This is a genomic window from Aliiglaciecola sp. NS0011-25, from assembly GCF_040370605.1.
Taxonomy (GTDB): domain Bacteria; phylum Pseudomonadota; class Gammaproteobacteria; order Enterobacterales; family Alteromonadaceae; genus Aliiglaciecola; species Aliiglaciecola lipolytica_A.
Genome location: NZ_BAABWR010000024.1, coordinates 34,380 through 49,306, shown reverse-complemented (window position 1 = coordinate 49,306; position 14,927 = coordinate 34,380). Strand labels below are relative to the sequence as shown.

General features: G+C 40.1%; 8 protein-coding genes. 3 read left to right on the top strand and 5 right to left on the bottom strand.

Translation table 11 applies throughout. From position 1 onward, the window contains the following. The first annotated feature begins 71 nt into the window (after positions 1 to 71). The gene (locus tag ABWV72_RS18110) at positions 72 to 2,237 is read left to right on the top strand and encodes a tetratricopeptide repeat protein (RefSeq protein ID WP_353372219.1); all 2,166 of its coding nucleotides are present in this window, start codon (positions 72 to 74) and stop codon (positions 2,235 to 2,237) included. 46 nt (positions 2,238 to 2,283) lie between these two features. On the opposite strand, the gene recD is transcribed toward ABWV72_RS18110, so the two are convergent. The 3 genes from recD to recC are packed head-to-tail and all read right to left on the bottom strand — an operon-like array spanning position 2,284 to position 11,170. Then, entirely contained in the window at positions 2,284 to 4,164 is a 1,881-nt protein-coding gene (gene recD / locus ABWV72_RS18105; RefSeq protein WP_353372217.1) for an exodeoxyribonuclease V subunit alpha, read from the bottom strand. Beyond that, entirely contained in the window at positions 4,158 to 7,814 is a 3,657-nt protein-coding gene (gene recB / locus ABWV72_RS18100) for an exodeoxyribonuclease V subunit beta (protein WP_353372215.1), read from the bottom strand. Before recB ends, recD begins: the two co-directional genes overlap by 7 nt. Beyond that, entirely contained in the window at positions 7,811 to 11,170 is a 3,360-nt protein-coding gene (recC, locus tag ABWV72_RS18095; protein ID WP_353372213.1) for an exodeoxyribonuclease V subunit gamma, read from the bottom strand. The genes recB and recC overlap by 4 nt, the downstream gene beginning before the upstream one ends. A gap of 171 nt (positions 11,171 to 11,341) precedes the next feature. Here recC and xthA point away from each other — a divergent pair, with 171 nt between their 5' ends. Then, entirely contained in the window at positions 11,342 to 12,151 is an 810-nt protein-coding gene (gene xthA, locus ABWV72_RS18090; protein WP_216047280.1) for an exodeoxyribonuclease III, read from the top strand. Next, positions 12,152 to 12,805, top strand: coding sequence for an energy-coupling factor ABC transporter permease (locus ABWV72_RS18085; protein WP_216047281.1), 654 nt, complete (start codon positions 12,152 to 12,154; stop codon positions 12,803 to 12,805). A 60-nt stretch (positions 12,806 to 12,865) separates the two neighbouring features. Here the strand turns inward: ABWV72_RS18085 and ABWV72_RS18080 are convergent, their stop codons facing one another. Both ABWV72_RS18080 and ABWV72_RS18075 read right to left on the bottom strand, forming a co-directional pair. After that, positions 12,866 to 13,429, bottom strand: a complete 564-nt coding sequence (locus tag ABWV72_RS18080; RefSeq protein WP_216047282.1) for a phosphoribosyltransferase — start codon at positions 13,427 to 13,429, stop codon at positions 12,866 to 12,868. A gap of 138 nt (positions 13,430 to 13,567) precedes the next feature. Continuing rightward, positions 13,568 to 14,767 (bottom strand): lipoprotein-releasing ABC transporter permease subunit, encoded by a 1,200-nt coding sequence (locus tag ABWV72_RS18075; protein ID WP_342807962.1) that lies wholly within the window; start codon positions 14,765 to 14,767, stop codon positions 13,568 to 13,570. Positions 14,768 to 14,927: the final 160 nt, after the last annotated feature.

Here is a 14,927-nt window from a genome sequence, read left to right as displayed (position 1 = left end):
AGCTTGGTTTATACTTTGAAAAAACTGTTTTTTTTAAGATCCGCAAGGCATCATCGTTAAGAGGAAACTGAATGAGTAGCTTTATTGCTGAGTTAAGACGACGCAATGTATTCAATGTCATAGCGGGTTACGCTGTCATTGGCTGGTTAGTCATGCAATTAGCCGTGGTGTTGGAAAGCGCATTACACTTACCAACTTGGTTTGACACGATCGCAACAATCCTAGTGATAATTGGCTTTCCTATCGCGGTTTTACTCGCTTGGATTTTTCAATTTACGCCTAAAGGTTTGGTTCGTACCGCAAAAAACCCCGCATTAAGTAAAGCGGCTAATTCTAAAAATACGATTACTATTTTTACATTAACTGGGGTAATTAGCGCTGGACTGATCACGCTGATGTGGATGCATTTAGGAAAAAACACATTAGTCGATGAAAACCGAGAAATCACTCAGCAAACAAGCAACGCAAATGTTGAAGTCGTTACCAGCTCTGCGACTCAGTCGATTGCCGTTTTGCCATTTGATGATTTTTCAGCAAGCAATGATCAGGGTTATTTTGGGCATGGAATTTCTGAGGAATTACTTAACCTATTAAGTCGTATCAAAGGCTTACGAGTTGTATCGCGCACCTCATCTTTTGCCTTTGTGGATACAGATTCGACCGTAAGTGAGATTGCTAAAGAACTGAAAGTCGCACATATTTTAGAAGGAAGTATACGTAAATCTGGCAATACTATTCGCATCACAGCTCAACTGATCAATGCACAAACTGATGAACATATCTGGTCTGAAACCTATGATCGTCCTTTGTCAGCGCAAAATTTATTTGCAGTACAAGACGAAATAGCCAGTAAAATAATCCAACAACTCAAGGGTAAGTTAACCGTAGTGCCGTTAAAAGATTCTGATAAAACCTTGTCTTTAGAAGCCTACGAGCTTTATTTGCAAGCCCGCGAAAATCAGAAATTACGCTCGCCAGAAAGTCTAGCCCTAGCAGTTCAAAAATTTATTAAGGTCATTGATTTAGATCCAAATTTTGCACATGCCTATTCAGGTTTATCAGACACTTATTTGCTGATGGAAGCTTATGCCGGCTTAGATAAACAAGCATCCCGAGACAAAGCATCCCCATTAGTTGCCAGAGCACTTGAGTTAGCGCCTAATTCTGCAGAAGTGCTAGCAAGTGCAGCATACCTAGCAAAAGATAAGAATACTGCCGCGTCCATCAAACAAGCCCAACAATATGCGACACAAGCCATCGAGGCGAATCATAATTATGCTAATGCATACTTTCTTTTAGGCGGTATTTTGTGGGAACAAGGCAAGCTCGATGAAGCAATAGAGCAGTACAAAAAAGCGAGACTACTGGATCCACTTTCTAACAATATTTTAAGTAATCTTGCGCGTATTTATTTATCCGTTGACGATAGAGTGAACAGCAAAATCATTGGCGACGACTTAGTGCGATTGCACCCTACCCAACCTTTTGGTTACAGTGTTTTAGCCGATCTTGCTTTTAAAAGTGGGAATTATTCGCAGGCTCATAGCATGTTGCAAAATGCCTATACCCTTAACCAACAAAGCACGAGTATCAACAGAAACCTAGCTAGGCTATATAATTTAGTCGGCTTATACCAGCATGCGCTTTGGTATAACGCTAGTCCTACTAGCCAAGTCTGGCACGGCATTTACACAGATAATCTAGCATTGGCGGCCGAGCAGTTAGCAAAAGTCACAGACATGACAGATATTGCATGGTTTTTATATTATTTACGTGACTATGAGAAAACCAACCAAATTGTGAACGCTTATATTGAGGCCTATAAGTTGCTCGACAGGCCCATCGAAAGTGCGGCAAGTGCAGACTTTATAATTGCACTTGCGCAAACTCGTCAAGCACTGGGAGAAAATAATGAGCAACTGTTAAGTATGCTAAAAGAATACTTAACTAACAAACCCACTCAACAAGTAAGTAACTTAAATGAAATAAAACAACGTATTTTGTTTGCCACTCTTACCGGCAACCATCAACAGAGTTATAAATGGTTAGAACGGATGAGATCATTGGGCTATATAATGACTTTTATCGATCCTATTTTTGATGAGATAAAAAGTATTGCTGAATTTCAAAACCAACAACAAGATATGCTTGAACTAAGGGATAAGTATCAATCGCAAATTAAAGCACAATTGCGCACACCTAACCCCTTATGGATAGTTCCTCCTAGCGATATTTAGGACAACTTCATCGTGCTAACTCTTAGCCCGAAATAGCACTAAAAACCTAACTTGACAAGCGTTGCGCCAAGCCACTACTTCTTAAACAGACATTGTTTATACAAGCTTGCAGGCTCTCTTTGTGACTGTATAACACAAACTTTTCCCGTGCACGGGTAAGGCCAGTATAAAACAATTCTCGGCTTAATCCTTTGGCTGACGGATTTAAGTTTACGTCGGGCAAGCACAGATATACCTGATTAAATTCAGAACCTTGGCTCTTGTGAATGGTCATGGCATACACAGGTTGATGTTCAGGCAACCGACTTAACAATACACCTTTGTAACCACCTTCTGCGGTCTTGAACCACGCTTTTTTTAATTCTCGTTTTTCAGGATCCGGCATTACTATCCCCACATCACCGTTAAATAATCCTAAATTATGATCGTTACGGGTTAACATTATTGGTCGGCCTATGTAGTCTTTTTCATCCATTGAAATAAAACCCTGACGATCTAATTCCCGAGTAACTTGATAATTGATGTTATCCACTCCCCACTCACCGGATTTATGGGCGCATAAAATTTGTTGATTTAATAAATAGCTGAAACCTTGTTTTAAATCCCCTTGATTTACTGACAAAAAATAGGCTTTTAATTGACTAGCGTATTGCCTCGCGAATACTTGTACATTGCCATCTTGATGCCAAGTTAAGGTGGCTTGTTCGGTATCAGTGAGTATCGATAAAACAGCATGGGCATCACCTTCAATAACTTGTTCCGACAACAAACCGATTCCACTTTCTGACGAGAATCTGTGACTTTTTCGCAATTTAACTAAGCAGTCCGCGATGGGACTAGTTCCACGACTTTCAGGTCGTTGGGGAATATTTTGGTCACATATGCGAATAATCTGTTGCGCGGTATGCAATGAATATTCAGGGTATGCTTTACCCAATAACGCGGAGTGACAAATATCGGATAAAACACTGCCAGTCTCAACCGAAGAGAGTTGATTGTGATCTCCTAACAACACGACTTTTGTGTTGATGGGAATCGCACTAAGCAGCCTATACATCAATGGTAAATCTACCATCGACGCTTCATCAACAATCAATGCATCCACATGCAATAAATTTTCCGCATTGTGCCTAAATTCAATTTGTCCCGGTTGACTTCCTAATAGTCGATGAATTGTACTGGTTTGTAGATTTAATCCCGTTTTGTAGTTATCCGGCAATGATTCTCGCGCTGACACTATAGATTCAGTCAGCCGTGCTGCTGCCTTGCCCGTTGGCGCAACGAGTTGTACTTTGAGCTCTTTTCCGTTGGCGCGTTGAAGGGCAAACAACAAGGCTAATAACTTGGCAACTGTGGTTGTTTTACCTGTGCCGGGCCCTCCGGTTATAAGGCTAAAATTACGTGTCGCTGCAATCCCAACCGCTACTTTCTGCCAATCGATTTCGGTTTGATTTTGCCCCTCAGGAGCACTAAATAATTCATCAACAATAGGTCTTGCGACGTCGCTAGACACTGTCGTTTCTACTGCTAACTTTTGTTGAATGATTTGGGTTAAACCCATCTCATATTGATAGTATCGCTGCAAATAAATGGCATTTTGCGCGAATATTAATGGTTTTCGAGGATCTTCAACAGGGTTCGAAGAAATACAATAACTTGCATGAATAGCCTCAATTACCTCATTAATACTCGAAAATCCGAGTAATTTAATTTGCTTGAAAGTAAGCTCATGTAAATTTAAACAACTGTGTTGCTGACTCAAACGTTGACTCACTAGACCTGAAAGCAGCGCTATGTTTTGGCTAAGATGGCTTTCCTGCTGAAAAATAAAATGCGCAAAAGCACTATCGAGGTTAGAAAGGCCCATAGCGCTAATTTGACGCTCACAATTAGTATAAAAGTGCGTATCGAGAAGACCATTTACCATAAATCCATTTGCTCCTGACTAGTACTTTGTGGCGCAGCAAAAGAGTCTATTTCCTCTCCTTGAAACAACTTATCAAGGGATTCAATTATGACTTTCTCTGGTTTATAGAAGTAAATTCCGCTGCCTGGGTAATGCTCTGACATTCCCCGTAAGAACAAATAATATGCGCCACCGACATGCTGATCATAATCATAATCAGCTAACTTACTTTTCAAGAATCGATGTAAGGCTAAAACATAGAGCAAAGACTGCAAATGATAATCGTGCTCCACCATGGCTTTTTGCATTTTATCTTCGGCATAGTCAGCATAATCAGGACCTAAGTAATTAGATTTATAATCGGCAACGTAAAAACGGCCATCTAAGCAAAACGTTAAGTCGATATAGCCTTTTAGCATGCCGTGCAATTGGGTAAATTGATATTGCCTTTTACTGGTTTTAAAAACCTTATTAATCAATTGATTAAAAGGTGCTGCTTGCACCGAATTTAAAGGTAGATGGAACTCCATTTCAGGACAAACTTGGTCCTTGGTTAACGATGCCAAGGTAAAAGTCGTGTTAGTATTTTTGCTATGAGTGAGCACAATACTGGTGTTTAGCACGTCTTTTAGCCAGATTTCCACTGTTGCATTCCACTGCTCATCAATACCAAACCAACTGCGTTGCTGTTCAATCACTTGAGAAAGCTGGCTAGGCTGTTGAAAATCAATATTTTCTAACACGCCGTGTAGGAAAGAACCGGCTTGCGCGCCTCGAGTAAACTCAAATCGACTTAAATTATCTTGCGCAGAATCGAGTTCCACTTCCACCTCTTGGGCTGAAAAAGTTGAATCGAGTTGATTTATGGTTTCGCTTTCGTCGGTACCAGGTTGCTCATGCTCAACATGAAATTGATTGCGAGCAATCGCTGAATAGCTCGTTATCCGCCAGTTAGCATCGATTGGCGTTTCAATGATATTGACTGCCAAGGAGGTATCTAAAGTTAATTTATCAGGTCGGTACGGTAATATCTCCGGTTCAATATGCACTGCGGTGTATCCGATATCCCCATACTCTGCCAAGCTCTGAATTCGCTGGCCGATAAAACTATTGGTTGGTTCAATATTTTCTAGCGAAAGCAATTTCCCTAAAGCAGTGTGAAATAATCCAGAAACAGATTGGCTTTTTCCCAAAGCAGGATTCCAAATCCCAACAAAACAGTTGTAAACAGCGCGAGTAAGTGCCACATATAACAACCTTGTATCTTCGGCTAAACGTTCAAAATCTGCTTTTTCTAAATTTTCAGGAGTGTTTTCAAAATCCATGGTCAAGTGAAAATCTTGATCATGAAATAGCGCTTCCGATGCGGCTTTATAAGAACACCCGAAAGGCACAAAGACATAGGGAAACTCTAGCCCCTTGGATGCATGAATGGTAATAATTTGAACTAAATTGCCGTCGGTTTCTAAACGTAGTTGATGGGCTTCATTATTATGATCTGGCTGCTGTATTTGTTGCCCCAACCAATACAACAATTGATTATCACCTGGAGTGATAACACTTTGTTGCTGCAACATTTCAACTAAATGCCTTAGATCAGTTAAACGTCGCATGCCATCGCTAAAATGCGTCATTAATCCAGTAAACACGTGAAAATGCTGCATAACTCGATTGAGCGCCATCATAATACCAAAGCGTTGCCAGTGTTGCTGCCAAGTAACAAACAGCTCGACTATTTGCTGCCAAGCTGATTCACTGGTAAATAACTGATCCAACTCTACGCTATTGAAGCACATTAGTTCACTGGTCAATGCTGCTTTAATCCGCCTTTCGTCAGAAGGGTTGACCAATGCATCTAGTACACGATACAAGTCCATGGCTGTTTCTGTGGCGTACACGCTATGGCGAACCAAAAACACACTGTCTACACCTCGAGATGCCAATGCCTGCTTGATTAAGTTTGCTTCATTACGATCTCTAACGAGTACACAGCAATCTTTGGCTACAACGTCGCGTTTTAGTTGCTCTAATTCTGTTTGTACATTTAATTGACCGTGCTGCAATAGGTCAACAATAATATTTGCCGTATGGCCGGCCAAATCAGTCTTTGCATCTTTATTCCCAATAACATCTTTAGCACCATGTAGATGATAGAAATTTAAACTGGCATACCGATTTTCATTCGCTTCCAAAAAAGTGGACTTAGATGCAGCCTCTACGGGAAAAAATGGAATCGCTTGCTCAAACAAAAAGCCCTTATCGCTTTTTGCAAACAATTGGTTTACCGCTTCGACCAAAGATTGCTGTGAGCGCCAGTTTGTCGCTAACGTAAACTGCTTTTCACTGCCGATTTGCTGCTTAGCTTGAATATAGGTGTATATGTCAGCACCACGAAACCCATAAATAGCCTGTTTAGGATCACCAATCATGATTAACGAATAGGATAAATCAGGATTTTCTTGCAGTGGATAAACTTGGCTAAACACATTCAATTGGCAATGATCGGTATCTTGAAACTCATCAATCATTGCGGCTGGATATTGTTTGCGGATCAGATCGGCTAAGGTTTTGCCATTTTCTCCCATCAAGCCATCATTTAAACGAGTTAGCAAATCATTGGGTGACAATTTGCTGGTGCGCGCTTTAAACGCTTCTAGATTTTTCCGTACTTGCAAAAGTGCCGTGTTTTGAACTGCATTACGCAGTGCTGTCACAAATGAATGTCGTAACATCTCTGTTAATTCAAAACGCTTAAAATTTAAATCGCTTAAATCTGGACTGGTTTTAGAACGTGCTTTTTCCACTTTTTCAGGAAAAAAGTCGATCCAACCTTTATCAAACGGGCAGATAACTGAATCACTTTGACAGAAATCATCCATTACCCGGTAGATATCTGGCTTACCCAGTTTAGTATTGCCCTTGAGCTTAGCTTGTTGCAATTGGGCCGACACATTATGCTGCAGCCACCAGCTTTTTAGGCTGTTTGTACTGTCGATTAGTTGTTCTAATAATTGATTCGCATGGCTCAACGTAAGCTGTTTACTGGGAATGAATTCCCGCTCTAAAATCCCCCTCAACGACTTTATTAAAGGTTCGGGGCCTGACCAAATACTACGCACATACTGAACCATAGTTTCCGATAAAGGCACGATTTCACTGCGCCAAAAATCTTCAACTGCTTGTTGTATCCAAGTAGATTGGTCTAACTCTAGCTGTTCGTCAAAAACACTGCCACTGGCAAATGCGTGTTCAGACAACATCCGTTGACTAAAGCCGTGAATAGTAAAAATTGCTGCTTCGTCCATTTGTCGTGAGGCCAACAACAAGGTTTCGCAAGCCAGAGCCATATCAGCCGTATCATCGATTAACTTTTGAATAAAACCATCGCTACTGTGGCCTTGATAAAAGTCCAAATAAGCACTGTGCAAACGTCGTTGAATTCGTTGTTTTAGCTCTGCCGTGGCTGCATTTGTAAAGGTCACAACTAAAATCTGTTCTACTCCCAACCCTTGACGCTGGTCGGATTTAGTTAAATTCAAGCCCTCACTTTGATGCCCAAGCAACAAGCGTAAATACAAATTAACAATGGTATAAGTCTTACCTGTGCCGGCGCTAGCTTCGATTAGCGAAGCGCCTAAAAGTGGGTAGCTGTAGGTATCAAGTTGCTTCATTTAGATACCTTATAATCGAATATTGGCGCAAAAATCATTTCGCTCAATTGTTTAAATTCGGCAAAGTTAGCTGACAAATCAGGGCACACCCGATGAATATTGGTCTCTTGACCTTCTCCTGAGCTAAAAATAGTGCCATTAAACTCAGCTAAGGTTTTATCTATATCTTGAGTTTCCAGCCATTTTTTTGCGCTATTGGCGAAAAACAAAGGGGGTTTATTAAGACCAGAGGCAAATACATCGAATAGAATATTTAAATATTCTATTGCTTGGGCTTGAGGTACAACAGTCAATTCTAATGGTTTCTCAATATTAAGATATCGAGCGACACCACTTTTTCGCTCCGATGATGCGCAATAACATAGCCATTTCAACCATAATTCAATCATATCTTTACCACGTATTTTACCGGCTCGATATAACACTAAATCTGTACCGTAGATCTGTTTTAGCCAACCTTGTATAGAGCCGTTTTCTAGGGCTTGGTCAACCTCTACCAAGCTTGCTTTTTTGGCTTTAATATTCTCTATCAATTGATTACGTAGACTCTCAGATGAGCGCCAAATTTGATTGAAACTTAATGGGCCAGCAGCACCGGTGGGCAACTTGCCTTGTGCCAAATAATCCTGATAGAACTGTTGTTGGAAGGCTTCTTCGTCCATTTGAAGTTTTAACATACTATCTAAAATAGTGTCGTTTAATTGAAACCGAGTTAATGAATCTATATCAAAAGGTTCTTCATCGACTAACTCATTAAAGTAAAGTGACAAACTGGTGCGCCAACGTTGGCGAAAGAAAAATTTGGGCGGATTCTGGAAAAAGGCGATTAAATCGTTCAATTCTACAATGAGTTCATTATCTTCCAGTTGACTTGGCAAGGTTTCAGTAAAAAAATGGGCATCTAGATTTTCAGACATTTGTGCATTCAGTACTTTTAACCAAATTGGTTGATAACTCTGTAAATTGTTGGATTTATCAAAATACTGTTTTGAAAATGGCTGCAGTCCATGGGGTTGCATTAAATGCTTGCTTAGTTGTTGCTGGGTCTGTTCAACCGGCAGGCTTAATGTGTCGGCTACACAAAATACCTGTTGGCAGTAATCCAATAATTCGGTTACTAAAATAGACGGATTACGCTCTGAATTATCACGACTACTATTACCAAGAAAGCTGACATATAACTCTTTACGTGCTGATAAAATGGCTTCTAAAAATAGATAACGATCATCCATTCTGCGGGATCGATCGCCTCTGCGATTCTGGGTTTCACGCATTAAATCGAAGCCAATTGGCACAGTCTGCCGCGGGTAGTCCTGGTCATTCATCCCCAACAAACAAACTATTTTGAAGGGAATACTGCGCATCGGCATTAAAGTACAAAAATTAACTTTACCGGCTAAAAACCGCTGCCCTACTCCTTTGTCTTGCAAGCGCTGTGTCAATTCCGCAACAAATACATCCTGACAAACGTTTTGATTAAACTGGTTTATATGATCTTGCATACTTTCCAATGCTTGACGCAATTGGTTTAAATAGACTTGTTCGTTTTCATCAACTGAATAAATTAATTCTATGAACGACAAACTTTGTTGTACCTTGTTATCTAAGGTGTCGCTTTGTAAGCAAAATTTCAGCACCTTTTGCAGAAGCAAAGCAAATTGGTACAACTTACCTAACGCAATAGCTCTTTGCCCTTCGATATCTTTATAGGGGGCAATTGGAAGATCTTCAGACACTCTACCTGTGAACAAAAATTCACCGCTCATGGCGTAGCCAGATAACAATCGTTCGAGCGCAAAAATTAGCGTATTTTGAGATTCTTCAGGTACTGCCCAACGAGTTTTATCATCGCCGCTTAATCCCCAACGAAAACCAACTTCAATTAACCAATCTCGAATATCTTTGTATTCGCTGGCAGAAATATCAAAGCATTTTTGAATTGCGGGGATTTCTAAAAATACTAATATTTCAGATAGGCTTATTCGACTCTGATGTAAATTGAGTAGATTAATAAAGCTTTCAATAATATGTGATTCTTGCGCTGCATTACGGTCTGAAATTCCATAAGGAATAAAGAGATCCGACTCCGCACTACCAAACACCCCATCGATATAGGGTGCATAGGCTGCGACATCGGGCATCATCACCACTATATCTGACGGCTTTAGTTGTGCATCTTGCGAGAAATGGCTCAGCAAATGATCATGTAACACTTCCAATTCTCTGACTTTCGAGTGACAACTATGAATTTGCACCGATTTGTCATCTTCTGATATCTCTATTTTTGGAAATTCCACACCATTGGTTAACAGTTCATCGGCTGACAACGGCGGTTGAGTATCGCGCATTGTTAACTCATACATTTCATGTTGTAACCAACTTAATAGCGTATCAGGTTGCACCTCGACAAATATATCACTCGATTCTGCACTGCTAGCCAACAGCATTTCCAAGTAATCACGCCCTGGTTTCCCCCAACTCGCCAATAAAGGATTGCCAACGTCGAACAATGCACTGCGCTCAGATTGGGTATCGCCTTCTTTCAATTTATGCCGGCTCAAGGTATTTTCATCCACAATGTCACCCCAGAAGTGTTGACTCGGATTACACCAGAATAAAAATACATCGCGATGCGCAGCCAATGCTTCAAATACGTCTAATTGCTGCTGTGGCAAAGTAGAAATGCCAAACACGTATAGCGGTTTTTGCTCCTTAGCTGGCTCACTTTCTGCTATTTTTTGCAGTAACTGGGCATGCAAGTTCGCTCGATGATAGACAGATTCGCCCAGCTTACGAGTTTGCGCCACCAGCGCTCGCCATAATATTGGTTGCCAAAGATGTGACGTGATGAGTCTACCATCAACGCTATTTTCACCCGTTTCCCAAAGATTAATCCACTCAGGACGATAGACTTGATATTGATCGAACACATCTGCAATTTTTTGACATAGCTGATAGAACTTTAACTCGCGGTCCCCGTTGAGATATAGCTTTATCTCAGTAAATTCAGGCGTGTCTAAAAAGCCCTCGAGAATACTCATTAACTTCCAAACCATATTAGGCTTAGTGAATGCAGAAGTTTCAGGTAAATCATTAAAAAAGTATTTATATTGCTGCCAAATATAGCTTGATGGCAGTGGAAATTCGATGTTGGCTGCTACCCCTAAGGTTTCGGCAATGGCAATTTTAATCCATTGCGCCATTCCTGGGCTTTGCACAATAATAGTTTCTGGGACGAGTAACGCCGACAAATTGCCTTGTGCTTGAGGTGAATTTTGAGAAGGCTTTGGTGATAACTTGTCTAACAAATCAGCCTGTAACACTTCCATTTTATTTGACTGAATTAAATGCAGCACTCAACACCCTCTTCCTTACTTTTTCATGTTTATTAGGATCATGGTAGCGCGTTTAATCCAGTTCCAGCAAACACAAATATCAGCTTTATCGAAACTACTGATTATCTTTATTTTCAACTAAGTAGCTTTGTTTGTTAGAATCACCGGCAAAATTTAGTCGATGAGAAAAACATGAAATTTATATCATTTAATATAAACGGTATTCGAGCGAGGCTGCATCAATTGCAAGCGCTTATCGAAAAACATCAACCAGATGTTATTGGACTACAGGAAATAAAGGTGCATAACGATCAATTTCCTTTAGAGGATGTTGCCGCTATGGGGTATCACGTTTATTTTCACGGACAAAAAGGTCATTACGGTGTGGCAATGTTGTGTAAAGAACAGCCTAGCGACGTGCAGTACGGATTCCCTACAGATGATGAAGAAGCGCAACGACGAATGATTATGGTGACATACCCATTACCCAACGGCGAAAGTGTGCGCGTACTGAATGGATACTTCCCGCAAGGTGAAAATCAAACCCACGAGACCAAATACCCAGCAAAACGTAAATTTTACCAAGATTTAATGGGTTACTTAAATGATAATCACTCACCTGATGAAAATGTCATTGTCATGGGCGATGTGAATATTTCGCATACAGATTTGGATATAGGAATTGGTGAAGAAAACCGTAAACGTTGGTTAAGAACGAAAAAATGTAGCTTCTTACCTGAGGAGCGTGAATGGTTAAATACACTGTTTGACTGGGGTTTCGAGGATGGCTTCAGAACATTAAACCCTGACGGCGGCGAGCAATATAGCTGGTTTGACTATCGTTCTAAGGGATTCAATGATAATCGTGGTTTACGCATAGATTTAATTTTATCCACATCTAAGTTACACGAAAACCTAAAAGAAGCGGGAATCGACTATGAACTTAGAGGAATTGAAAAGCCTTCTGATCATGCACCTATTTGGGCAACTTACGAGTTTTAAATGTTTGAATTAACTTTCCTTCAAATCTCAGCATGGCTGATCTATTTACTCGGTATAGTGTTTGTTCTAACACGAGTATCTTTTGTGCAATTTAAGCATAATAAAAAGCTCCAACATTTAGTGCTGGGCTCGTCCGTTTCAGTATTCGGTTTATGGCTTTTCCGTGTAGGCGTAGAGCCAGGATTGGATGTACATTTTTTGTGGCTCACAGCAATGACCTTGCTGTTAGGCTTGCGTTGGGCTTTATTAGCAGGGTTTTGTACCCTGCTAGTGTCTACCGTAGCCGGATACGATAGTTGGCAGATGTTTGGAATCAATGGTGTATTGGGGATCAGTATTCCCATTGTCACCAGTTATTTGATTTATAACTTTTCGTTTCACAAATTACCTAGGCACTTTTTTGTCTATGTGTTTGTCTGTTCATTTATTGCTGGTGCGGCGATGATCGCTGTAAAAATGTTGCTACTATCTGGCTATTATTATGTGGATGGCATTTATGACGCAGACACACTTTATGACTCTTACTTACTGTTAATTCCTTTATTACTAATGTCTGAAGGTATGCTCAATGGTTGGACAATGACCATATTGGTTATTTATAAACCAACCTGGGTGTATACTTTTTATGATAAACATTACTTACTAGGTAAATAATTCAGTAGGATTAAAAAAGGGCGGATACATTTATCCGCCCTTTTAAATATAATTTCAGACTTATTTGTCGAACAATATGTCGTGAACATTCTTCAAATCAGTTTTGCCTTCAATGATCTCATCAGGAGTCAGTCCTGAGATTTCATGCGGGAAAACCAACCATTCATCACTTTCGTGAATAAAGTAATCAGGTACCATTTGAGTTTTGTTATTTTCCGGTTTGTAATACGGACAAGCAACACGAATATCTTCTGGCATATTCAGCCTAGAAAGCTTTTTAATTTGTTCTATTAGCGCATTTACACTGCGCCCAGAATCAAAAACGTCATCCACAATCAGTAAGCCATCGCTGGCATTAGCATTTTCAATCAAGTAATGCAGACCATGTACCTTGATTTCTTTAGATTGTTTATCGATTCCATAATATGACGATGTGCGCACCGCAATATGGTCTGTTTCAACTTTTTTATAATCAAAATATTCTTGAACGGCGATACCTATGGGAGCTCCCCCACGCCAAATACCTACAATAAATTGCGGACGAAATCCGTCTTGATACACCTTTGCAGCCAAACGAAAAGAGTCTTCCAACAATTTCTGTGCAGTAATATACGTTTTTTGCATTAATTAACCTTAATTTACAAATACTCAAAAAGCACTTCTGTTAAAACCTATGTGTTTTTGAATATGATTTTTCTATGTTTTGCCAATTATAGCGAAAGCATTCGATAAAGTGTTGAGAAATCCATTTCAATTTATACCTTACTCGTATTTCAGTGCCTCAGCGGGTTGCACCCTTAACGCTTTATATGCCGGATAAAGGGTAGCAACAAAACATAAACCAATGGATAGCAATACCAGAGAAACGATTTGCTGCCATCGAATATCAACTGGCAAACCTTGCCCATCCCCCACAGCTATCGGCATCCCTAAAACATTTAAAATAGTATTTAATTGTGTCACCAACAGGATCCCACAAATCAAACCGATGACCGTACCTTTAACTCCGTTGTACAACCCATTGATCAAAAAGATAGTAATGATGCTAGTTCCGCGCATTCCTTGGGTACGCAAAATAGCGATATCCCCCCTTTTCTCTGTGACCACCATCACAAGTGCTGAAACTATGTTAAATGCAGCCACTGCAATAATTAGCAACAACATCAATGACATCATGTTTTTTTCCATTTTTACGGCGTCAAATAAGGGCCCTTGTCGAACCCTCCAATCAACCGTTGGCAGATCAATTTGTTGCTCAACTTTTTGATATTGAAAAGCATCATCTAGAAATAAACGAGTTTGTTGCAATTTATCCACTGATTTGCGCAATAGTTTGGCATTATCTTGAATATCGATATACACCACTTTATCGTCCAATTGTGAGGCCAAATCAAACAGTCCAACGACACTAAACAACCGCTGACTAGGCATTCTTCCCATTGGAGAATATGAACTTGCTCCTGCCGATATCAAACGTATCTGATCACCAGGGCGAATACTCAATTTGCTGGCTAAAGCTCTGCCCATGATAATATTGTATTGGCCCGTCTTTAATTGACTAAACTGCCCAAAAATCATATTTTCAGCGACAATAGAATGCTGTTGCATAAATTCAGCGTCTACTCCATGCAGCAGCACTCCTTGTATCCCTCGGCGTGATTGCACTATACCTTCACTTTCAATAATAGATGTTATGGACTCAACACCTTCAATTTCAGCCAACTGTTGTATTTCAGTAGGAGTTGACGCACGGGTATCTGCCACTATGTGAGGGGTAATTCCTAACATGCGATTTTTCAACTGCAATTCAAAACCGTTCATTACCGAAGACACGGTGATTAGCGCAATTAACCCTAGTGCGATTCCTACCACTGAAAATAAGTTAATGAAGGCAATAAAATGACTACTTTTACTGGCTCTTGCGTATCTAAGGCCGATAAAAGTGGAAACTGGATAAGACATATATGAGTATTAAGCCTTTTGGGGAATTAATTAAACCAATATCTATTGAACACAATAATTACCCTTTGGCTATTCATTGTGGACGATAAACTGGCATAATACGTGTTTGAGATCAGCTAAACAAGAAACAAAATAGCATCACTTTGTTAAACTACAATCA

Excerpts from the sequence above, each read along its gene's own strand:
- ABWV72_RS18110 (WP_353372219.1), top strand. The coding sequence starts at position 72 with ATGAGTAGCTTTATTGCTGAGTTAAGACGACGCAATGTATTCAATGTC.
- recB (WP_353372215.1), bottom strand. The coding sequence starts at position 7,814 with ATGAAGCAACTTGATACCTACAGCTACCCACTTTTAGGCGCTTCGCTA.
- recD (WP_353372217.1), bottom strand. The coding sequence starts at position 4,164 with ATGGTAAATGGTCTTCTCGATACGCACTTTTATACTAATTGTGAGCGT.
- ABWV72_RS18085 (WP_216047281.1), top strand. The coding sequence starts at position 12,152 with ATGTTTGAATTAACTTTCCTTCAAATCTCAGCATGGCTGATCTATTTA.
- xthA (WP_216047280.1), top strand. The coding sequence starts at position 11,342 with ATGAAATTTATATCATTTAATATAAACGGTATTCGAGCGAGGCTGCAT.
- ABWV72_RS18080 (WP_216047282.1), bottom strand. The coding sequence starts at position 13,429 with ATGCAAAAAACGTATATTACTGCACAGAAATTGTTGGAAGACTCTTTT.
- ABWV72_RS18075 (WP_342807962.1), bottom strand. The coding sequence starts at position 14,767 with ATGTCTTATCCAGTTTCCACTTTTATCGGCCTTAGATACGCAAGAGCC.